At 71.6% G+C, this 20279-nt stretch carries 20 protein-coding genes; 11 read left to right on the top strand and 9 right to left on the bottom strand.

Features of this window, described 5'->3' with window-relative positions; all coding sequences use genetic code 11:
* Nucleotides 1-113 precede the first annotated feature (113 nt).
* On the top strand, nucleotides 114-875 hold the full coding sequence (gene ddaH, locus WFJ01_RS12875; protein ID WP_251447506.1) for a dimethylargininase: 762 nt from the start codon (nucleotides 114-116) through the stop codon (nucleotides 873-875).
* A 54-nt stretch (nucleotides 876-929) separates the two neighbouring features.
* The gene (locus tag WFJ01_RS12870) at nucleotides 930-1412 is read left to right on the top strand and encodes a nucleoside deaminase (protein ID WP_336629245.1); all 483 of its coding nucleotides are present in this window, start codon (nucleotides 930-932) and stop codon (nucleotides 1410-1412) included.
* Between the two features lie 55 nt (nucleotides 1413-1467).
* Here WFJ01_RS12870 and WFJ01_RS12865 read toward each other — a convergent pair whose 3' ends face one another.
* Together WFJ01_RS12865 and WFJ01_RS12860 are read right to left on the bottom strand one after the other, a co-directional pair.
* Nucleotides 1468-1833, bottom strand: a complete 366-nt coding sequence (locus WFJ01_RS12865; protein WP_251447510.1) for a fluoride efflux transporter FluC — start codon at nucleotides 1831-1833, stop codon at nucleotides 1468-1470.
* The gene (locus WFJ01_RS12860; RefSeq protein WP_292887829.1) at nucleotides 1830-2237 is read right to left on the bottom strand and encodes a fluoride efflux transporter FluC; all 408 of its coding nucleotides are present in this window, start codon (nucleotides 2235-2237) and stop codon (nucleotides 1830-1832) included. The genes WFJ01_RS12865 and WFJ01_RS12860 overlap by 4 nt, the downstream gene beginning before the upstream one ends.
* Nucleotides 2238-2388: 151 nt before the next feature.
* Between WFJ01_RS12860 and WFJ01_RS12855 the strand changes: the two genes are divergently transcribed.
* Entirely contained in the window at nucleotides 2389-3069 is a 681-nt protein-coding gene (locus WFJ01_RS12855; protein WP_292887832.1) for a Pr6Pr family membrane protein, read from the top strand.
* Between the two features lie 2 nt (nucleotides 3070-3071).
* On the opposite strand, the gene WFJ01_RS12850 is transcribed toward WFJ01_RS12855, so the two are convergent.
* Nucleotides 3072-4466 carry a flavin monoamine oxidase family protein gene (locus WFJ01_RS12850; protein WP_336629244.1) on the bottom strand — a complete coding sequence of 465 codons (1395 nt, stop codon included), beginning with the start codon at nucleotides 4464-4466 and terminating at the stop codon, nucleotides 3072-3074.
* 180 nt (nucleotides 4467-4646) lie between these two features.
* Nucleotides 4647-5501, bottom strand: coding sequence for a MerR family transcriptional regulator (locus WFJ01_RS12845; protein ID WP_336629243.1), 855 nt, complete (start codon nucleotides 5499-5501; stop codon nucleotides 4647-4649).
* Nucleotides 5502-5605: 104 nt separating this feature from the next.
* Here WFJ01_RS12845 and WFJ01_RS12840 point away from each other — a divergent pair, with 104 nt between their 5' ends.
* The 3 genes from WFJ01_RS12840 (at nucleotide 5606) to WFJ01_RS12830 (ending at nucleotide 9784) form a co-directional block, all read left to right on the top strand.
* A complete protein-coding gene (locus tag WFJ01_RS12840; RefSeq protein WP_336629242.1) occupies nucleotides 5606-8065 on the top strand; it encodes a glycogen/starch/alpha-glucan phosphorylase in 2460 nt (819 codons plus the stop codon).
* Nucleotides 8066-8285: 220 nt separating this feature from the next.
* Nucleotides 8286-9137 carry a DUF4097 family beta strand repeat-containing protein gene (locus tag WFJ01_RS12835; protein ID WP_251447526.1) on the top strand — a complete coding sequence of 284 codons (852 nt, stop codon included), beginning with the start codon at nucleotides 8286-8288 and terminating at the stop codon, nucleotides 9135-9137.
* Complete coding sequence (locus WFJ01_RS12830) at nucleotides 9134-9784, top strand: PadR family transcriptional regulator (protein ID WP_336629241.1); 651 nt, start codon at nucleotides 9134-9136, stop codon at nucleotides 9782-9784. Before WFJ01_RS12835 ends, WFJ01_RS12830 begins: the two co-directional genes overlap by 4 nt.
* A gap of 208 nt (nucleotides 9785-9992) precedes the next feature.
* Here the strand turns inward: WFJ01_RS12830 and WFJ01_RS12825 are convergent, their stop codons facing one another.
* Nucleotides 9993-10535, bottom strand: coding sequence for a universal stress protein (locus WFJ01_RS12825; RefSeq protein WP_251447532.1), 543 nt, complete (start codon nucleotides 10533-10535; stop codon nucleotides 9993-9995).
* A gap of 161 nt (nucleotides 10536-10696) precedes the next feature.
* Here WFJ01_RS12825 and WFJ01_RS12820 point away from each other — a divergent pair, with 161 nt between their 5' ends.
* Together WFJ01_RS12820 and WFJ01_RS12815 are read left to right on the top strand one after the other, a co-directional pair.
* Nucleotides 10697-10882, top strand: a complete 186-nt coding sequence (locus WFJ01_RS12820; protein WP_251447535.1) for a DUF3073 domain-containing protein — start codon at nucleotides 10697-10699, stop codon at nucleotides 10880-10882.
* A gap of 141 nt (nucleotides 10883-11023) precedes the next feature.
* Nucleotides 11024-11848 carry an MOSC domain-containing protein gene (locus WFJ01_RS12815; RefSeq protein ID WP_336629240.1) on the top strand — a complete coding sequence of 275 codons (825 nt, stop codon included), beginning with the start codon at nucleotides 11024-11026 and terminating at the stop codon, nucleotides 11846-11848.
* A gap of 216 nt (nucleotides 11849-12064) precedes the next feature.
* Here the strand turns inward: WFJ01_RS12815 and WFJ01_RS12810 are convergent, their stop codons facing one another.
* From WFJ01_RS12810 to purM, 3 genes are read right to left on the bottom strand one after another with little or no spacing between them, the layout of a single operon-like run.
* Entirely contained in the window at nucleotides 12065-13396 is a 1332-nt protein-coding gene (locus WFJ01_RS12810) for an MFS transporter (RefSeq protein ID WP_336629239.1), read from the bottom strand.
* Nucleotides 13393-14850 (bottom strand): amidophosphoribosyltransferase, encoded by a 1458-nt coding sequence (gene purF / locus WFJ01_RS12805; protein ID WP_251447544.1) that lies wholly within the window; start codon nucleotides 14848-14850, stop codon nucleotides 13393-13395. Before purF ends, WFJ01_RS12810 begins: the two co-directional genes overlap by 4 nt.
* Before the next feature lie 5 nt (nucleotides 14851-14855).
* Nucleotides 14856-15971, bottom strand: coding sequence for a phosphoribosylformylglycinamidine cyclo-ligase (gene purM / locus WFJ01_RS12800; RefSeq protein ID WP_336629238.1), 1116 nt, complete (start codon nucleotides 15969-15971; stop codon nucleotides 14856-14858).
* A gap of 201 nt (nucleotides 15972-16172) precedes the next feature.
* On the opposite strand from purM, the gene WFJ01_RS12795 reads away from it, so the two are divergent.
* The 3 genes from WFJ01_RS12795 to WFJ01_RS12785 all read left to right on the top strand — a co-directional run bounded on the left by WFJ01_RS12795 (nucleotide 16173) and on the right by WFJ01_RS12785 (nucleotide 19877).
* Entirely contained in the window at nucleotides 16173-17903 is a 1731-nt protein-coding gene (locus WFJ01_RS12795) for a biotin carboxylase (RefSeq protein WP_292887863.1), read from the top strand.
* Between the two features lie 8 nt (nucleotides 17904-17911).
* Complete coding sequence (locus WFJ01_RS12790) at nucleotides 17912-19162, top strand: serine hydrolase domain-containing protein (RefSeq protein WP_336629237.1); 1251 nt, start codon at nucleotides 17912-17914, stop codon at nucleotides 19160-19162.
* A 115-nt stretch (nucleotides 19163-19277) separates the two neighbouring features.
* Nucleotides 19278-19877 carry a zinc-binding alcohol dehydrogenase gene (locus WFJ01_RS12785; RefSeq protein WP_292887867.1) on the top strand — a complete coding sequence of 200 codons (600 nt, stop codon included), beginning with the start codon at nucleotides 19278-19280 and terminating at the stop codon, nucleotides 19875-19877.
* 49 nt (nucleotides 19878-19926) lie between these two features.
* Here WFJ01_RS12785 and WFJ01_RS12780 read toward each other — a convergent pair whose 3' ends face one another.
* Entirely contained in the window at nucleotides 19927-20244 is a 318-nt protein-coding gene (locus WFJ01_RS12780; RefSeq protein ID WP_292887870.1) for a potassium transporter Trk, read from the bottom strand.
* Between the last annotated feature and the right edge of the window lie 35 nt (nucleotides 20245-20279).

The following is a 20279-nucleotide window of genomic DNA, read 5'->3' as shown; positions in this document are numbered from 1 at the left end:
ACGCGGACCTCCGGCGCGCACGCGGCGGCACGGGCGGGCCCGGATACGTGACGAGTCTAGATGCGTTCGTGTATCGAAGGCGGGCACCCGCCCCCGGCGTCTACGCTGGGACGATGTCGCGCCTTCTCGTCCGCCGCCCGTCGCCCCGCCTCGCCGAGGGCGAGCTCACCCATCTCGAGCGCGTCCCGGTGGATCCGGCCCTCGCGCAGCGTCAGTGGGAGGCGTACGTCGACGTGTACCGCTCCCTCGGCTGGGACGTGATCGACATCGAGCCCGACGACGCGCACGCCGACGGGGTGTTCGTCGAGGACACCGTGGTCATGTTCGGCGACCTCGCCCTGCTCACCCGCCCCGGCGCGGACTCGCGGCGCGGCGAGATCGACACGACCCGCGCGGCCCTCGAGAAGGCCGGGATCGGCTTCGCCGCGATCGAGGCACCGGGCACGCTCGACGGTGGCGACGTGCTCAAGGTCGGCCGCACCGTCTACGTCGGGCAGACCCTGCGCACGAACCCCGAGGGCATCCGCCAGATGGACGCGCTGCTCGCGCCCCGCGGCTGGACGGTCGTCCCCGTCGAGGTCACCAAGGTGCTGCACCTGAAGAGCGGGGTCACGGCGCTCCCCGACGGGACCGTGATCGGCTACCCGCCTCTCGTCGACGACCCGTCGATCTACCCGCAGTTCCTCGCCGTGCCCGAGGAGCACGGCACGGCCGTCGTCGTCCTCGACGAGGACACCGTGCTGATGTCGTCGGACGCCCCGCAGAGCGCACAGCTGTTCCGCGACCGCGGGCTCACCGTGATCGAGACGCCGATCAGCGAGTTCGAGAAGCTCGAGGGCTGCGTGACCTGCCTTTCGGTGCGGGTGCGCGACTGAACCGGCGCGGGACGGCGGATCCGCCCGTCCGGCCCGCGTGACTACGATGACGGCATGCAGCTGAACGCGCAGGACCGTCGCTTCCTGGACCTCGCCGTCGATCAGGCCCGGATCGGGTGGGACGAGGGCGGCATCCCGATCGGCGCGGTGCTCGTGCACGACGGCGAGGTGCTGGCCCTGGGCCGCAACCGTCGCGTGCAGCTGGGCAGCGTGATCCGGCACGGCGAGACCGACTGCCTGGAGAACGCCGGCCGGCTGCCCGCCCGGGTCTACCGGGAGAGCGTGCTCTACACGACCCTCTCCCCCTGCTACATGTGCGCCGGCACGGCGATGCTCTACGAGATCCCGCGCATCGTGATCGGCGAGAACCGCAGCTTCCAGGAGTCCGAGGCGTGGCTGCGCTCGCACGGGAAGGAGCTCGTGGTCGCCGATGACGCCGACTGCATCGCACTCATGGACCGGATGATGAGCGAGCGTCCCGAGCTGTGGGCCGAGGACATCGGCGTCGATCCGCACGACCTCCGCTCCCGGGGCTGAGCGCCGGCGCCGCCGTCCCCTCTTCGCGACGATCGCTGCCGTCGCTCTCCCGCGGTCAGCCCGCGAGCGCCGCGCCGAGGGCGAGCCCGCCGACGGCGGCGAGGATCCCCAGCAGAAGCATGCCGGCGGCGTTGAAGGCGGCCGCCCGGGAGGATCCGTCCCGCCAGAGCGCGACCGTGTCCAGCATCGCCGTGCTGAAGGTGGTGTACCCGCCGAGCAGACCCGCGCCCACGATGAACGCGGCGCCCGGGAACCCGCCGGTGATCACGCCGAGCGCGAAGGAGCCGGTGAGGTTGATCACGAGCACGCCCCACGGATACCGGGTGCCGGCGAGCCGCGCGACCCCGAGGTCGACGAGATAGCGGAGCGCCGCACCCAGGCCCCCGGCGAGCGCGGCGAACAGGAAGACGAGGGGACTCATCCGTGCGCCTGCGTGTGCGTGGAACGGGGACGGGCGAGGTCGAGCCCCAGCGCCGCCGCGGCGACGCCGAGCACGACGCTGCCGACGGCGTAGGCCGCCGCCAGCGCGGGCTGCGCGTGCCACAGGGTGACGCTGCCCACGGCGAAGGCGCTGTAGGTGGTGAATCCGCCCAGCACGCCGGTTCCGAGGAAGACGCGCACGGCGCTGGAGGAGGGCAGCCGCGCGGCGAGCACGCCGATGAGGAAGGCGCCGACCACGTTGGCGATGAGCGTGGCCCACGGCACCGCGGCCAGCCCGTGGCCGCTCGGAGCGGGCAGGGCGAGCCCGAGCCCCAGGCGCGCGGCGGTGCCGATCACGCCCCCTGCGGCGACGAGCGCGAGGCGGAGCGGGACGGGCGAGTTCACGCCCGCCAGCCTAGACCTCGCGCCTCGGCGCGCCCTTCGAGCGGCGCACGATGGCCCCGCTCCCACGTCGATTCCGTAGACTCGGCCGCGTGGCGGCGGCCCTTCCCGACGGATCCGCTCCCCCGATGCGGCCGAGGAGGACGATGCACGCGTGACTGTGAGGACGGCCTTCGGCTGGTCGCGTCTGCTGACCGCGGCCATGTGCGGACTCGCCCTCGTGGACCGCCTGCTCTGGGGCCTGGGCTCGCAGACCATCGCCGGCCAGAACTTCCTCGCCTATCTCACGATCGAGTCGAACATCGTGTTCGCCGTGCTCGCCCTGATCGCGGGGATCGTCGCGCTGCGCACGACCGAGGATCCCGCCTGGCTCACCACCGCCCGCGCGGTCGTTCTCAGCTGGACCATCACGGCGGGCATCGCGTTCGCGCTCATCGTCTGGCAGGCGGGCCTGCACGGCATCCCGATCTGGGTCCCGTGGTCGGACGTCGTGCTGCACTTCGTGCTGCCGGCCTGGACCGTCGTCGCCTGGGTCTTCGGCCCCGGACGACGGGCCGCCTCGTGGCGGATCGTGCCGTATGTGCTGCTCTACCCCGTCGTCTGGGGAGTGTTCACGATCTGGCGGGGCGGCCTGGTCGGCTGGTATCCGTACTACTTCCTCGACCCGCGGCAGGTGTCAGGACTGCCGGAGATGATCGTCACCTGCGTGATCGCGCTGGCGATCTTCGCTGCGGTCGCGTGCGGTCTCGTCGCGCTGAGCCGGCTGCCCACCATGGCGCGGACGGATCTGGCGAGACCTGACCGGACACATGTCGAACGGTCGGATCCGGCCTGAGATCAGGGCGTCGGCGTCGCCGCCATGAAGACCCGCAGGGACTCGCGGACCACGGCCTCCGCTTCGCCGTCCCCGAGCTTCGCGAAGGCCTCGGCCTCGGGCCCGCCGACGAGACCCACGAGCACGGGCCTGCCGGTCACCGGCTGGAGGTTCAACCAGGTGCGCAGGGGGGCGTCGCCGCCCACCACGTGCCACAGGTCGGCGTCGACGTTCCAGAACGCCTCGTCGAACTGCACCCACACCGTCTCCACGTATCCCGAGGCGAGCGCTGCGATCGCACCCCGGTGCGCGAACGGCAGCGGCGGGGCGAACTCGATCGCCCGGTGCTGCAGCACGCCGAGGGGCACCGTCACGATCACCCGATCGAACGACAGCGACTCCCCGGTGCCCAGGCGCAGGCTCACCCCCGAGTCGTCGTAGGCGATGCGCGTCACCGGCGACGCGAGCGTGACCTTGATGCCGTCCAGAGGCGTGTTCACGAGCACGCCGACGTCACCGTCGGCGCCCTTGAGCGCGTCGGGGGCGAAGGCCGGCGGGAACCAGCTCGATGCCTTCTCCGCGTCGACGCCCGTGGTCGCCTGCAGCCAGGCGAGTGCCGCGGCGAGCGCCGGATCGGCGGGATCGGCGGGATCGGCGCCGGCGGCCTTGAGCGCGGCGTCGACCGGCATGTCGGCCGGCGCGTTCGCCGCCTGCTCGATCGCGCGCCGCAGCGGCCCCGGGTCGATCGCGGGCGCCGCACCGTCCTTCGACCAGCCCGTGGGGGTGTCGAACGTCAGCTGATGGACGCCCTGCGCCGCCAGTTCGCCGCCCAGGCTCCCCGCATCGTCGCCCGCGGAGAGCCACGCGCCCAGCTGCACCGGGATCGGCCACTTCCTGTCGGCGACCGAGTGGATCCGCCCGCCCGTGCGCTCGCGCGCCTCGAACACGGTCACCACGCGCCCCGCGTCCGTGAGAGCGCGCGCGGCGGCGGCGCCGGCGGCACCGGCTCCGACCACCGCGACGCGCTCGCCGCTCGCCGAGGCGGCGATGAGCAGTGCGGCGGCCCGCCGGCCCGCGTCGATCGCCCCCGGAACCGTTCCGGGATGATCCGGGTCCGTCGTCTCGCCGGCCAGGAGCACCCGGTCGCCGACCGGCTCCGCGAGATCCTTGCGCAGCTGAGGCGTCGCCCCGGCCGGCAGATAGCTCATCGCGCCGCGGGAGTACGCGTCCGTCGACCAGGTGCTGCGCATCCAGGCGGTCGGCTCCGGGGCGGCGCCGGGCGGCACGCTCGGCGTCGGCGAGGGCGGAGCGCTCGTGGGCGACGTCGTGGGCTGCGGTTCGGGGGTGCAGGCCGCGAGGACCACTGCGACGGCACCGGCTCCGGCGCCGACGAGCAGGGTTCGCCGCGAGATGCCCATCGTGGTGCCAGCCTATCCCGGGCGTCGAAGCGCCGTGCGGATCCGGGCCGGAGGGATCCCGCCCCGGCGGAGCAGGATCCGCCCCGATGAGGGGAGACGTCGCCTCGACGGGCATCGAGGCGACGTCTCCTTCTTTCGCCGGCGGGAACGTGCGCACCGCGACGCTCCCCTCCTGCGGGGCTACAGGTTTCCCTCGGCGTAGACGCGCAGGGCGTCGCGGACGAACTCCGCGCCCGCCGTGCCCTGCTCCGTTCCGGCGCGGTCGGCGTCGGTGGCGTAGTTCGCGCCGAAGCGCGGATCCGCCACGTACATCTCGCCCAGGCCGATCACGTACGCCTTGCGGTCTCCCCCGGCGCCGTACGCAGGGGTGCCGGGGACGCCGGTGAGCCATTCGACGTGACGGCGCGCCACGTCCTGGGCCTCGGGCGATGCCGGGTCGGCGCCCGCCTCGGCGAGCGCGATCCAGTCGGCGCCGAGGTCGGCGACGCGCTGCTTCCACGCCGCCTTCTCGTCGGCGCTCAGCCCGCGCCACCAGCGGTCGCCGTCGGCGTAGGTCTTCTTGCCCCAGCGGGACTCGACCTCTTCCTGGTACCGGGTGTGATCGAAGCCGTCGAACATGTTCTCTGGCATGAGTTCCTCTCCTTCTCTCAGTGTGGTGATGGTGTGCTCGACCGACGCGATCTGCCGCGCCAGCCTGGCCTGCTCCGTGCGCAGCTGCACGAGGAGCGTGTCGAGCGCGGCGGCCTCGGCCTCGGCTCCCCGGGATCCCCGGGATGCGCCGGAGGCCTCCCGCCGCGTCGACGGGATCGGATCCGCGCCGACGACGCCGGCGATGGCGGGCAGGCCCAGCCCGAGCTCCCGCAGCAGCAGGATGCGCTGCAGGCGCACGAGCGCGCCCTCGTCGTAGTGTCGGTAGCCGTTCGACGCGATCCGCGTCGGGGGCAGCAGGCCGATGTCGTCGTAGTGCCGCAGGGTGCGGCTCGTGGTGCCGGTCAGCCGTGCGATCTCCTGGATCGACCAGTCCCGGTGCGCCATGGGATCCTCCTTCCGTCGTCCTCTGATCAGCGTAGAAGTTGACGTTGCGTCAATGTCAAGAAGAGGTCGGATGACGGCCGGAGCCCCTGCGGTACGGTCGTCCCGTGACCACCTCCGCCACCGCGCCCGTCCCCGCACTCGAGCTGCCCGCGACCGTCGAGGGCTTCCGCGCGCAGTTCCTGCGCAACCTGAGCTTCTCCGGCGGTGTGACGCTGGACGAGGCCAGCGTCAACGACCGCTACCTCGCGCTCGCCCGGACGGTGCGCGACTTCCTCATGGTGCACTGGCTGCACGACCAGCACCGCCAGGCCGAGGAGCAGCCGAAGACGGTCTGCTACCTCTCCGCGGAGTACCTGCTCGGCGACCAGCTCGACAACGACCTCCTCGCCGGCGGTCTGACGGAGGCGGCGGAGGGGGCGATGGCCGCCTGCGGCATCGACCTCGACGAGCTGCGCCGGCACGAGATCGAGCCCGGGCTCGGCAACGGCGGCCTGGGCCGCCTGGCCGCCTGCTTCATCGACTCGCTCGCGACGCTCGGCGTGCCCAGCATCGGCTACGGGATCCGCTACGAGTACGGGATCTTCCGGCAGACCTTCGAGGACGGCCAGCAGGTCGAGCAGCCGGACGCCTGGCTCACGCTCGGCGCTCCGTGGGAGCAGCCGCGCCCCGAGGCCGCGCAGACCGTCTCGTTCGGCGGACGCACCGAGACCGATGCGGCGGGCGCGAGCCGGTGGATCCCGGGCTGGAACGTCAGCGCCGTGCCCTACGACTACCTCGTCCCGGGATTCGGGAACGACCGTGTGAACACCCTACGGCTGTGGCGCGCCAAGGCGACCGACGCCTTCGATCTGCGCATCTTCAACTCGGGCGACTACGAGCAGGCGGTGCGCGCGCAGACCTTCGCGGAGAACATCTCCAAGGTGCTCTATCCCGAGGACTCCACCCCGCAGGGGAAGGAGCTGCGTCTGCAGCAGCAGTACTTCTTCGTGGCCGCCTCGATCCGGGACTTCCTCGCGCGGCTGCCCGAGGGGTTCGACCTCGCGCGGCTGCCCGAGCGGGTGATCTTCCAGCTCAACGACACGCATCCGGTGATCGCCGTCCCCGAGCTGATGCGGGTGCTGGTCGACGAGCGCGGTCTGGAGTGGGACGCCGCGTGGGCGGTCGCGCAGCAGTGCTTCGCGTACACCTGCCACACCCTGCTGCCCGAGGCGCTCGAGGTGTGGCCGGTGGAGCTGCTGGGCCGCCTGCTGCCGCGGCATCTGGAGATCGTCTACCGCATCAACGAGGAGTTCCTCGACGCCGTGCGCGCCCGCTTCGGCGACGACGAGATGCGGATCCGCGACATGTCGATCATCGCCGAGTTCCCGGTGCGCGCCGTGCGGATGGCCTATCTCGCGACCGTCGCGGGTGCGAAGGTCAACGGCGTCGCCGAGCTGCACTCGCAGCTGCTGCGCGACAAGGTGCTCCCCGCCTTCGCCGAGTTCTTCCCGCAGAAGTTCACCAACGTCACCAACGGCGTCACCCCGCGCCGTTTCCTGCGGCTCGCGAATCCCGGGCTGTCGGGGCTCATCACCGAGGCGATCGGAGATGGCTGGATCACGGACCTGGAGCGCCTGCGCGCACTCGAGCCGCTCGCCGAGGACGCCGGCTTCCGCGCCTCGTTCGCCGCCGTGAAGGCCGCGAACAAGGCGCGGCTGAACGACGTGCTGCAGGAGCGGGACGGCATGCGGGTCGGCGACGGGCACCTCGTCGACGTGATGGTCAAGCGCCTGCACGAGTACAAGCGGCAGCTGCTCAAGGTGCTGCACGTGGTGAGCGAGTACGAGGGCGTCGTCTCGGGGCGCGTCCCGCTCGACGCCCTGCAGCCGCGCACCGTGCTGTTCGGCGCAAAGGCCGCGCCGGGCTACGCGATGGCCAAGCGGATCATCCACCTCATCAACGCGGTCGGATCCGTGGTCAACGCGGATCCCCGCCTGGAGGGGCGACTCCAGGTGCTGTTCCCGCCGAACTACAACGTCACCCTCGCCGAGAGCGTCATCCCCGCCGCGGATCTCAGCGAGCAGATCTCGCTCGCCGGCAAGGAGGCCTCCGGCACCGGCAACATGAAGTTCGCACTGAACGGAGCCCTCACGATCGGCACCGACGACGGGGCGAACGTCGAGATCCGCGAGCTGGTCGGCGACGAGAACTTCTTCCTGTTCGGGATGACCGAGCCCGAGGCGGAGCAGCTCGGCCGCGACGGCTACCACCCTGCGGAGTTCTACCAGGCCGACGCGGGCCTCCGACGGGCGATCGACCTCATCGCCTCGGGCGCGTTCTCCGGCGGCGACCGCTCGGTGTTCGAGCCGATCGTGTCGAACCTGCTCTACGACGACCGGTTCATGGTGCTCGCCGACTACGCCTCGTACATGGCGGCGCAGGAGCGCGTGGACGCCGCCTACGCCGACCCCGACGGCTGGACGCGCTCCGCGATCCTCAACGTCGCCCGGTGCGGGTTCTTCTCCTCCGACCGCTCCATCCGCGACTACATCGAGCGGATCTGGCACACCCCGCCGACGGCCTGACCCGCGCCCACCCCACCCCGGCGGGAAACAGCACGGTTCCCGCCCGGGATCCGGGCGGGAGCCGGGCGAGACCGGGCAGGAGCCGGACCAGCCCCGGGCAGGAGCCGACGGAGGGAGATCCGGGAAAGCTCTTGACGATTTCGAGATATATCGTGTTATGCTCTGAAACACGATATATCTCGATGCTGGATCGGGATCCCTCTTCCACAGGAGAACAGACATGACCGAGAAGTGGCTCATCGCCCCCGGGCAGGAGCGCGTGATCGACATCGAGCGCGCGTCGAAGCTCAAGATCGGACTCGTCGGCGGACAGGTCGACGTCATCGCCCACGACGAGCCGGGCATCCGGATCGAGGTGCACAACGTCACCATCAAGGATCTGCGGATCGAGTCGGACGGCACCCAGATCGAGATCGACCACCCGCAGATCGGGTGGGACAACTTCCTCGAGGTGTTCCGCAACTTCGGCGCGGGCGGCCCCAAGGCCGAGATCAGCGTCGCGGTCCCGCGGGACATCGCGCTCAACCTCGGCGTGGTGAGCGCCGGCGCGCTCGTCTCGGGTCTCACCGAGGACGCCCGCCTGAACACCGTCTCCGGCGACCTCATCGTCGACACGCACACCGGCGACCTGAACGTGAACACCGTCTCGGGAGACGTGCAGGTGCACGGCCTCACCGGCACCGCCGTGGCCAACACGGTCTCGGGCGGCGTCGCGGTGACCGGCGAGGTGCGCAAGGCCACGATCGACAGCGTGTCGGGCGCGATGCTCATCGATGCGACCGGCCCGGTCAACACCGTGTCGCTGAACAGCGTCTCCGGCGACGCCACCGTGCGCCTGGACGAGAACCTCGCCGCGAACTACGTGGCCCGCGCACTGAGCGGCCGCATCACGATCGACGGCGTGCCCCGCGGCGGCTCCGGACCCTCGAACTTCACCGGATCCCGGGGCGAGCTGTCCGGCACCTTCGCCGACGTGCGGGTGAACACCGTCTCGGGCGACATCACGGTGCTGCGCCGCGACGCGGCCGAGGGTCCGGTGTCGTTCACCGCCGACGGGGAGGACCTGCTGTGAGCCCCGCGGTCTTCTCGCACGGCGACCTGCGGCTGTACCTGCTGGCGCTGCTCGCCGAATCGCCGCAGCACGGCTACGGCATCATCCAGGCCCTCACCGACCGCACGGGCGGCACCTACACGCCCAGCGCCGGCACGATCTACCCGCGGCTCGCCAAGCTCGAGGAGGAGGGCCTCGTCACCAAGACGGCCGACGGCCGCACCACGATCTACGCGATCACCGACGCGGGGCGAGCCGAGCTCACCGCCCGCGAGGGCGATCTGCAGGGGATCGAGGCGGGTCTCAACGACTCGGTGCGCCTGATCGCGAACGAGGTGCGCCAGAGCGTGCAGGAGGCCATGAAGAGCCTCCGCGCCGACCTCGCCGCCGCGGCCCGCGAGGAGCGCTCCGGTGCCGCCGCCTCGTCGTACCGCGAGGCCTCCGCCCGCGCCGACGAGCGGATCGCCAGCCGCGAGGAGCTGCGCCGCGCCGACGCCTCGATCAACGAGTTCCGTGCGCGTGTGCGGGCCGACCTGCGCACGCACGTCGCGAAGGGCGGCCTGCTGCCGACCTCCGTGGTGACGCAGCTCGACCGCGCGCTCGACGAGGCCGCGCACGCGGTCACCGCGGCGCTCGCCGCCGCAGGTCCGGCACGCCCGCGGGACTGACGCCCACCGGGCCGACGCCCACCGGGACTGACGCCCCCCGGGCTGAGGCCCTCGGGACTGACGCCCACCGACCGCGAGACCGAACCTGCGTCACGAGACCGAGCAAACCATCGTCGGTCTCGTGACGCAGGTTCGGTCTCGCGGTCAACAGGCCCCCACGCCACAGCCACAGCCACAGCCGCGGGGCGGGGACAGGGGCGGGGCGGATCTACTCCGCCCAGGGGTCCTTCTTGTCGTCGGCGATCGGCTCTTCGAGCGGCACGACGAGGATCGGCCGGGACTGACGGTGCGAGAGCCGCGCGGCGACGGATCCGGTGAAGAACTCCCGGATCGACTCGCCGAGGCCGCGGCTGCGGGTGCCGACCACGATCAGCTGGGCGTCGAGCTCGCCGGACAGGTGCTTGATCGCGAGCGCCGGGTCGCCGACCAGCTGGCGCGCGGTCCAGGTGAGACCGGACCCCGCGAGCGCGTCCTCGACCTCGGCGCGCAGCTCGGCGAACTCCTCGGCGCCGGTGTCGATGTTCAGGTCGATCGGCGCCGAATGCACCATGCCGTCCGGATCCTCGAAGGTCACGAACCGGGTGACGTCGACGTGCACGACGACGAGCGGCGCGGACAGCAGTCCGGCGAACCGCATCGCCTCGGCGAGCACCCGGCGCGGCTGGCCGGGGCGCAGGGCGACGATCACCGCCTTCTGCAGCTGCGCGTTCTGCAGTTCGCGATCGTCGGGGGTGGGGGCGCTGTCGGTCATCTCGTCGTTCCCTTCCGGCCGGTCTGCGGCGAGCCCCGTCACGGCGAGGTGAGGTGGCCCTCGTGCTATCCTGGATGCTACTCTTACCGGCCGCGAGCCGGTGCCGGAAATAGACAGCGAGCCCCGTTCCGCCCGCTGCTTACAGTAAGGGGGTCTCGCGCATGGGCCGTGGCCGTCAGAAGGCAAAGCACACCAAGATTGCCCGCGAACTCAAGTCGTACAGTCCGTCGGTGAACTACTCCGCGCTGGAGCGCGAGCTGGGGCACCCGGAGACGGAAGACCAGTACGTCGACAAGTGGGCGGATCAGTACGCCGACGAAGACGAGGACGAGCTCGAAAAGGCCTGAGCTCCGTCACCCGCAACCCCGCCCGAGTCCGCTCGCGGCGGGGTTCGTCGTCGGTGAGCGAGCCGCATGGCTCCCGAACGACTCCGACCGGCCCTGAACGGCCTGTCCCGGTCCACCGCGCCGCCCTGCGAGGATGGATCCATGCCTCATGTCGTCGCGCTCTACCGCCACCCGGTCAAGGGCTTCACGCCCGAGAAGGTGACCTCCGTCACCGTTCAGGCGGACGGACGGATCGCCGGCGACCGTGTGCTCGCCTTCCGCTTCGCCGACGCGGCGACCCCCGACGAGCGCGACGGGCTGGACTACTGGCCGAAGTCGAAGGGGCTGGCCCTGGAGACGTTCCCCGGACTCGCCGCCCTGCGGCTGGAGTACGACGACGAAGCCCGGCGCGTGCGCATCGAGCACGACGGCGAGACGCTCGTGGAGGCCGGTCTGGATGACGCGGGCCGGGTGGCGCTGACCGATGCCCTGACCGCGTTCGTCCTCGACTCCCCCGATGCCAAGCGCCTGCAGCGCCCGGGCCGGCTGCCGCTGGTGCTCGTCGGCGACGGCGAGACCTCCCGGTTCCAGGACAGCAGACGCGGTTACGTGTCGCTGCACAGCACCGCCAGCATCGACGCGCTCAGCGCGGCGCTCGAGCACGAGGTCGAGGACCGGCGCTTCCGCTCGAACGTGGTGATCGGCGGCGTGGACGCCTGGGACGAGCTGTCCTGGCAGGGCGAGGTGACGATCGGAGCAGTGCGTTTCGCGGCCGCCGTGCCGATCGTCCGCTGCTTGGCGACGCATGCCAACCCCGACACCGGCGAGCGCGACGCGAGCGTGCTGAAGACGCTCACCGGATCCTTCGGGCAGGACGAGCCGACGCTGGGGCGGATGCTCCTCCTACCCGGGGTGAGCGGCGCGGTGTCCGACGCCTCGGGGTCGGGCGGCACGATCCGCGTCGGCGACGAGGTCGTCGTCGGCTGAGCCGCGCGGGCCGATCGCCGCGCAGCACGACGTTCTGCAGGGTCCCCGTGCTGTTCTGCAGGAGCGTCGCCGCAATGCTCCTCGTCGTTCCGCGAGGCAGGTACCGTCTTGGCTGTCCGGCCCTGCAGAACGGCTCGGCCTCCCTGCAGAACGGCTGCGCGGCGCCGGCCGCTCCTCGGGCGCGGGGTCGGCGGCAGGCGCCGGCGGGCCGGTCTGCTACCAGCGCCGGCCGTTCCGGCGCTCCCACGCGGCCTCGACGGTGACATGCCGCCCGGCGTAGACGCCGGCGGGGATCGAGGCGACGAGCAGCGCGGTGAGCACGATGAGCGGCACCTGCCAGCCGCCGGTCGTGGTGTGCAGCACGCCGAGCAGGAACGGGAACACCGCCGCGAGCACGTAGCCGGTGCTCTGCACGAAGCCGCTGAGGGCCACCGCCGTCTCCGGCTCGCGCGCGCGGATGCTGATCAGCACGAGCGCGAGCGGGAAGAGCAAGCCCGCGAGGCCGTACAGCAGCACCCACAGCCACACGACCGACGGCGCGGGCACGAGCAGCAGGCCCAGGAGGCCGACGACGGCGCCGAGCGCGCCGATCACGTACAGCGCGGTCGTCGCACGGAACCGCACGATCAGCACGGGCACGATGAGCGACGCCGGCAGACCCGTGAACGCGAACAGCGACAGCAGCAGTCCCGCCTGCTGGGGCGTCGTGCCGGCGTGCTCGACGAGGATCGTCGGCAGCCAGGCGAACGCGGTGTACGCCATGCTCGCCGAGGTGCCGAAGACGCCCGCGAGCGTCCAGGCCAGCGGGATCCGCGCCAGCCGCGAGAAGACCCGGGAGCTCGACGGGGCCGTGACGATCGGCCCGGTCGACAGAGCGGTCGCGTCCTCGAACGAGATGCGGTCAGGATCCGGTGCCGTGCCGGAAGGATCGGCCGGGGCGGCGGGCGTCGCAGCGGCCTCGGAGCGCGTGCGCAGCAGCATCACGATCCACGGGATGGTGCCGGCGAGCGCGAACACCGCCCACATCGCCAGGGACACCCGCCAGCCGGCGGCGTCCGCGGCGGGCACGGCGACGAGCGGCGGCAGGAACGTGGAGAACGCCATCACCGTCGTGTACAGCGTCATCATGAGCCCGAGCCGGTCGGGGAAGTACTTCTTCACGAGCGGCGGCATCAGGATGTTGGCCATGCCGACGCCCGCGAACACGAGCGCGGTCGCGATGAGCAGGGTCGACGAGTCGACCGCGAGCCCGCGCGCGACGAGTCCGACCGTGACGGCGCCGAGCGCGATGACGGCGACCCGCTCGAGGCCCAGCCGGCGTTCGATGAGCGGCGTGAGCAGGCCGAACAGGGCGAAGCACACCGGCGGCGCGGTGCCGATCAGGCCGACCACCGCCGAGGGCATCGGGAAGTCCCGCGCGACGTGGTCCACGACCGGCGACAGCGACGCCACCGCCGACCGCAGCGAGAACGCGACGAGCACGATGCCGAGCACCGCCAGCGTGCGTCCGCGCCAGAGCGGCCGGACCTCCGGACCGCGCGACGTCACGAGGTCTGCGACCCCTCGAGCCAGCCCAGGTACTCCTCGGTGACCGTTCCGGTCACGTACCGGCCGTCGAAGGGGCTCATGTCGAGATCGGTCAGGGCCGATCCCTCCGTGATCGCCGCCTTGAGATCCTCGACCTCCTGGTACACGAGGCGATCGGCGCCGAGAACCTCGGCGATCTCGGGGATCGTGCGGCCGTGCGCGATGAGCTCGTGCTTGGACGGCATGTTGATGCCGTACACGTGCGGGTGCCGGATCGGCGGGGCGGCGGAGGCGAAGATCACCGAGGCGGCGCCCGCGTCGCGGGCCATCTGGATGATCTGCTTCGACGTCGTGCCGCGCACGATCGAGTCGTCGATGAGCAGCACGTTCTTGCCCTTGAACTCGGTCGACATCGCGTTGAGCTTCTGGCGCACGCTCTTCTTGCGCACCGCCTGGCCCGGCATGATGAACGTCCGGCCCACGTAGCGGTTCTTGTAGAAGCCCTCGCGGTACTCCTTGCCGAGCTTGCGGGCCACCTCCATCGCCGCGGGGCGGGAGGAGTCGGGGATCGGCATGACCACGTCGATCTCGTCGAGCGGCACGTGCTTCGCGATCGTGTCGGCGAGGCGGTCGCCCATCCGCAGCCGCGACTCGTACACCGAGACGCCGTTCATGACCGAGTCGGGACGGGCGAGGTAGACGTACTCGAAGGCGCACGGCGCGAGAGCCGGATCCGAGGCGCACTGCTTCGAGAACAGGGTGCCGTCGTTGGTGATGAACACGGCCTCGCCGGGCTCGATCTCGCGGACCACCTCGTAGTCGCCGTTCTCGAGGACGAGCGACTCGCTCGCGACGACCCACTCGTCCTTGCCCTCGCGCTCCCGCTTGCCGAGGATGAGCGGGCGGATCCCGAACGGATCCCGGAACGCGAGCAGGCCGTAACCGGCGATGATCGCGATGACGGCGTAGGCGCCCTCGATGCGCTCGTGCGTGCGCGCGACGGCCTCGAAGATGCGCTCGGAGTCGAGATCGACGGTCGAGGTGGTGGTCTGCAGCTCGTGCGCGAGCACGTTCAGCAGCAGCTCGGTGTCGCTCGAGGAGTTCAGGTGGCGCCGGTCGCGCTGCGCCATGTCGGCCGTCAGCTCACGCGTGTTCGTGAGGTTGCCGTTGTGGATGAGGATGATGCCGTAGGGCGCGTTCACGTAGAACGGCTGCGCCTCCTCCTCGCTCGACGCGGTGCCCTTCGTGGCGTAGCGCACGTGGCCGAGGCCGACGTTGCCGAGCAGCGACCGCATGTCGCGGGTGCGGAACGCCTCGCGCACCATGCCCTGCGCCTTCGCCATGTGCATGACCCCGTTGGGCTCCGCGGTGGCGATGCCGGTCGCGTCCTGCCCGCGGTGCTGCAGCAGCAGGAGCGCGTCGTAGATGTCCTGGTTGACCGGGGCGTGCCCGACCATTCCGACGATGCCGCACATGGGGGTCAGTTCGCTCCGTTCGCGTAGGCGCCGACCAGGCGCACGGCACCGCCGTCGACGCCCTTGGCGCCCTGCTCGAAATCGCCGGCCGGCCGGGCGGCGACGGCGTCGAGCCGCACCGTTCCGACCTGCCAGGTGTCGATGCCGCCCTCTGTGAGCGCCGCGGCGATCGCCGCGGCGGACGACGCGTCGACGACCGCGAGGAAGCCGATGCCGAGGTTCCAGGTGCCCTCGCTCGACTCGAGGCTCGTGCCCGCGAGGTCGCTCAGCACGCGGAACACCGCGGCGGGCGACCAGGTGGAGCGGTCGACCTCGGCCCAGGACCCCTGGGGCAGCACGCGGGCCAGGTTGGCCGCGATGCCGCCGCCGGTGACGTGGCTGAGGGAGTGGACGGCGCCCTCGAAGCGATCCGCGATCCCGAGCAGCGGGGTCGTGTAGAGGCGGGTGGGGGTGAGCAGCGCCTCGCCCCAGGTCGCGCCGAGCTCGTCCGAGCGGTCGCCGTAGCCGATCCCGGCCTTGGCGAGGATGTGCCGCACGAGCGAGTATCCGTTGGAGTGCAGGCCGCTGGAGGCGAGGGCGAGCACGACGTCGCCGTCCTGCACGCGCTCGGATCCGAGGATCCGATCCGCCTCGACGATGCCGGTCGCCGCGCCCGCGACGTCGTAGTCGTCGACGCCCAGCAGGCCGGGGTGCTCGGCCGTCTCCCCGCCGACGAGGGCGGTGCCGGTGAGCTCGCAGGCCTCGGCGATGCCGCGCACGATGTCGGCGATGCGCTCGGGGACCACCTTGCCGCAGGCGATGTAGTCGGTCATGAACAGGGGCTTCGCGCCCACCACGACGATGTCGTCGACGACCATGCCGACCAGGTCGTGCCCGATCGTGTCGTGCTTGTCGATCGCCTGCGCGATCGCGACCTTCGTGCCGACGCCGTCGGTGCTCGAGGCGAGCAGCGGCCGTCGGTAGCCGAGCAGGGCCGTGGCGTCGAAGAGCCCGGCGAATCCGCCGACCCCGCCGAGCACCTCGGGTCCGTGCGTGGCACGGACGGCGGACTTCATGAGTTCGACGGCGCGATCGCCGGCTGCCGTATCGACGCCGGCCTCAGCATAGGTGCGGGAGGACACCCGTCAATCCTACCGGCGAGCGGCTGTGCGCGGCCCCCGTGCGACCCGCCACCGGGCCGGAGGCGATCCGCGTCGCGACTCGGAGGCCGGCGGTGCTGGTGGATCCGGTCCGGACCTGGTAATACTTGACTCCCCCCGATCCCAAGAGAACTCTGCAAGCGCGGCGACGATGCCGCGCCTACGCGAACGGAGAGGACCATCGTGGCACGCACTCAGAAGGACCCGGGGGCGGCGCAGCCCCCCGTCGAGGACACTGCAGAGGCCGTGACGCCGGCACCGCGTCGGCGAGGGGCGAGCGCAGCCGCGGCGAAGGAGGCCACCCCGGCGAAGAAGGCGTCTCCGGCCCGCTCCCGCGGGCGCAAGCCCGTGCCGCGGTCGGCCACGACGGCGGGCCCGACGACCAGTCCGCTCCCGGTGGCCGTGCCGGCCCTCGACCCCGAGATCGCCGCCGGCGAGGCTCCCGCCCGCCGTCACGGCCTGCGGAACATGTCCGAGATCCGGCACTACTTCCGCACCAACCGCACGCCGATCTTCTTCGTCGGCGCCTCGGCGTTCAACCTGCTGGGCCTGGACCGCTGGGTGCGGGGCTTCTCCTACATCACCTACTACGACAGCTGGCAGGGTGCGCATCCGCGCGTGTTCAGCCCGATCCACAAGCCGTACATCGAGTGGGAGAGCGGCGAGCAGATCAACAACTGGCTACTGCGCCACCACGAGGTACGTGCGCACATCGCCCGACTCACGCCGGCGGGCGAGAAGCCGCGCATCGCGCTGGTGTTCTTCGACGAGGAGACCGAGGCGATCTGCGAGGAGCTCGGCTACGAGCTCATCCTGCCCAAGGCCTCCCTCCGCGAGCGGCTCGACTCGAAGATGGTGACCACGCGGATCGCCGACGCCGTGGGTGTTCCCAGCGTGCCCAACATCATCACGACCGTGAGCTCGTTCGAGGACCTGCGGGAGCAGGCCGAGAAGGCGGGGCTCGGATCCGATCTCGTGGTGCAGACCGCCTACGGCGACTCCGGCAAGACCACCTACTTCATCACCGATCCGGCCTCCTTCGACAAGAACGCGAAGGAGATCATCGGATCCGAGCTCAAGGTCATGAAGCGGATCAACAACCGCCCGATCGCCGTGGAGGCCGTGCTCACGCGGCACGGCACCGTCGTCGGCCCGTTCATGACCGAGATCACCGGGCACAAGGAGCTCACGCCGTACCGCGGCGGCTGGGCCGGCAACGAGATGTTCCCGGGAGTGCTCGACGAGCCCACCCGGCACGCCGCGACGAGCCTGGTGCGCAAGCTCGGCGATGCGCTGAGCGCCGAGGGCTACCGCGGATTCTTCGAGGTCGACGTACTGCTGGACACCGACACCGGCGACGTGTACCTGGGCGAGCTGAACCCGCGCATCTCCGGCGCCTCCGCGATCACCAACGTGACCGCGGGCGCGTACGCCGACATCCCGCTGTTCGTGTTCCACCTGCTGGAGTACTCCGGCGTTGAGTTCGACCTCGACGTCGACGAGATCAACGACCGCTGGGAGGAGCTCGCCGCGGCCGACCAGTGGAGCCACATGATCATCAAGCACACCGACGCGACGGTGGAGCACATCGACGTGGCACCGCCCACCGGACGGTACGTGCTGGACGCCTACGGCCGGCTCGCGTTCTCCCAGGGCGACCTGGACTGGCACCTGCTCGGAAACGAGGCGGAGTCGTTCTTCCTGCGGATCTACGGCCCGGGCGACTACCGTTGGAAGGGCGCGGATCTGGGAATCCTGGTCACCAAGGGCCGGCTGCAGACGCCCTCGGGGCGCCTGTCCATCCGCGCGAAGCATCTCATCGAGTCCATCCGGGCGATGTACGCGGCCACGCCGCTGCCGCCCGCGGCGGAGATCGACGAGCACGAGCAGATCGGAACCGATTCGACCTCATGAGTGGCGACGTGACACCCCCGCCGACCGAGAACTGGACGGGCCCGGCCCCGGTGACGGGTGCCGTACCCGTCACCGTCCCGGACGGCGCCCGCCCGGTCGACGGGTTCATCCCTCCCCTCGAGGCATGGCAGCAGGAGCCGAACCTGCGCTGGTCGATGCAGCACATGGCGGACTTCCTGCCCGTGCACGAGATCTCGTCCCCCGGACGCACGCTCCCGCTGCCGTCGGTGCCCGCCGACCTCGGTCACATCGACGTGCCGCATCCGTGGGAGCCGCGGTCGGCGCCGTTCGAGGACGTGATGGCCTCGACCTACACGGACGGCTGGATCGTCGCGCGCGACGGCGCCGTGATGGGCGAGCAGTACGTCGGCACGATGTCGCCGGGCGTCCTGCACCTGCTGATGTCGGTGAGCAAGTCCCTGACGACCGCGGTCGCCGGAACGCTCGTGGGCGCCGGCGAGCTGGATCCGGGCGCGCAGGTCACCGCGTACGTCCCGGCGCTGGCGGGGTCGGGCTACGACGGCGCACGCGTGCGCGACCTGCTGGACATGCGCACGGGCGTGCGGTTCTCCGAGGCCTACCTCGACGAGAACGCCGAGGTGCGCCTGCTCGAGGAGGCGATCGGGTGGGCGCCGCGGCGGCATCCGGACACGCCGCACACCCTCCGCGACTTCCTCGCCACGCTCGGCGCGGACGGTCCGCACGGCGGCCGGTTCGACTACAAGTCCTGCGAGACGGACGCCCTGGCGTTCGTGCTCGAGGGCGCGACCGGAGTGCACGCGGCCGACCTCATGTCGGAGCGTCTCTGGAGCCCGATGGGCGCCGAGTTCGGAGCCAACGTGGGGGTGGACGCGGTCGGCGCGGGGATGTTCGACGGCGGCGTCTCGGCGTCGCTGCGCGACCTGCTGCGCTTCGGCACCCTGTTCCTGCGCGACGGCGCGGCGATGGACGGACGCCAGGTGCTGCCGTCCGCGTGGATCGCCGAGACCGTGGCCGGGGCGCCCGACTCCCGCGCGGCGTTCGCGAACGCCGCCGAGCCGACCCTCATGCCCGGGGGCATGTACCGCAACGGCCTCTGGTTCCCCTACCCGGGATCGGACGTGTTCCTGGCGCTCGGCATCCACGGGCAGATGGTCTACGTCAACCGCGCGGCGAACGTGGTGGCCGCCAAGCTCTCCAGCTGGCCGACCCCGCAGGACGGCGAGCGCCTGCTGTGGACGATCAGGGCCTTCGACGCCGTCGCGCGCACGATCGGCTGATCCGCCCCGCCTTCTCCCGTGCGAGGGGCGGTGTTCGTCGGATCCGCGACGCGCATCGCCCCTCGAAACCCGAATCGACCGCTCCACAGCCCCCGGGAATCCGTACCATGGGGCCATGACGGAGAAGCCGCAGTGGCTGGTCCGCGAGGAGGCCGGCATACCGGTGCTGGTCGCGCTCGCCCTGCGCCAGCGCCTGGGGATCCGCGAGCCCCAGGACCTGCCGACGCTGCGCGACCACCCGCTGCGGACCTTCGACGACGGCGAGGCCGACGACGCACTGGAACGGCAGTGGCGCAGCTACTGGGAGATGACCGTCGAGCCCGTCACGCACCCCTCCGACACGCCCCTCGAACTCGTCGACGGCTTCGAGACCGTGGTCGCGCTGCCCACCCGCGGCGCGGAGCGGCTGCGCACCGCCATCACGCCGTTCGCCGCCGACGTCCTCCGCTACGCCAGAGACGCGCAGCACCGGTACGCCCGGTCCGTCTCGGGCACCGGCGACCCCTACCGGGCGTACGCGGCGGCGCTCGCCGAGTTCGAGCGCGACACGGGCCGCCGCGCGCACTCGTTCGAGCTCAACGTGCACGTGCTGCCGCTCGCACAGCGCGGGATCTGGCGGATCGGCGCGTTCAGCATCGCGGTGACGGACACCCTCCGTCACGACCCGGTGGACTTCGACACCGCGATCCGTCCGGTCATCGCCGAGGTCGCCTGACCGGATCCGGGCGCCTGGTCCGTCGAGGGAGGTCGAGGGCGCCGCGCGGCTACTCGGCGATCGTCTGGTGGTCCACCCGCACCACGCGCTCGCTGCGGCGGGCGCCCCGCTCGAGCAGCAGCGCGATGACGCCGAAGACCGCGATGCCGACCGGGACCGTCCACAGCAGCAGGAATCCGAACACCTGGCCGAACGGATAGGCGACCTGCGTGGCCGCCGAGGCCTCGAAGTTGCCGAACACGGTCAGCAGGAACGCCGCGATCACGCCGGCCCCCACGCCGATGCCGAGGAAGACGCCCCAGCGCGGCGAACGACGGACACGCGCGATCTCGATCTCGGGCGTGCGGTCCGGCTGCGACGTGCTCATGGGTCCATTGTCCCACGCGCACCTGTGCGCGGTTC

This window comes from Microbacterium sp. MMO-35 (assembly GCF_037147555.1).
Lineage (GTDB): Bacteria > Actinomycetota > Actinomycetes > Actinomycetales > Microbacteriaceae > Microbacterium.
This window is presented reverse-complemented; position numbering and strand designations above follow the sequence as displayed.

Bases quoted from the DNA above. Each gene is read 5' to 3' on its own strand.
- WFJ01_RS12780 (WP_292887870.1), bottom strand. From the start codon at position 20,244: ATGAGCACGTCGCAGCCGGACCGCACGCCCGAGATCGAGATCGCGCGT.
- WFJ01_RS12870 (WP_336629245.1), top strand. From the start codon at position 930: ATGCAGCTGAACGCGCAGGACCGTCGCTTCCTGGACCTCGCCGTCGAT.
- WFJ01_RS12850 (WP_336629244.1), bottom strand. From the start codon at position 4,466: ATGGGCATCTCGCGGCGAACCCTGCTCGTCGGCGCCGGAGCCGGTGCC.
- WFJ01_RS12825 (WP_251447532.1), bottom strand. From the start codon at position 10,535: ATGACCGACAGCGCCCCCACCCCCGACGATCGCGAACTGCAGAACGCG.
- WFJ01_RS12865 (WP_251447510.1), bottom strand. From the start codon at position 1,833: ATGAGTCCCCTCGTCTTCCTGTTCGCCGCGCTCGCCGGGGGCCTGGGT.
- WFJ01_RS12820 (WP_251447535.1), top strand. From the start codon at position 10,697: ATGGGCCGTGGCCGTCAGAAGGCAAAGCACACCAAGATTGCCCGCGAA.
- purF (WP_251447544.1), bottom strand. From the start codon at position 14,850: ATGTGCGGCATCGTCGGAATGGTCGGGCACGCCCCGGTCAACCAGGAC.
- WFJ01_RS12835 (WP_251447526.1), top strand. From the start codon at position 8,286: ATGACCGAGAAGTGGCTCATCGCCCCCGGGCAGGAGCGCGTGATCGAC.
- WFJ01_RS12845 (WP_336629243.1), bottom strand. From the start codon at position 5,501: ATGGCGCACCGGGACTGGTCGATCCAGGAGATCGCACGGCTGACCGGC.
- WFJ01_RS12785 (WP_292887867.1), top strand. From the start codon at position 19,278: ATGACGGAGAAGCCGCAGTGGCTGGTCCGCGAGGAGGCCGGCATACCG.
- WFJ01_RS12815 (WP_336629240.1), top strand. From the start codon at position 11,024: ATGCCTCATGTCGTCGCGCTCTACCGCCACCCGGTCAAGGGCTTCACG.
- ddaH (WP_251447506.1), top strand. From the start codon at position 114: ATGTCGCGCCTTCTCGTCCGCCGCCCGTCGCCCCGCCTCGCCGAGGGC.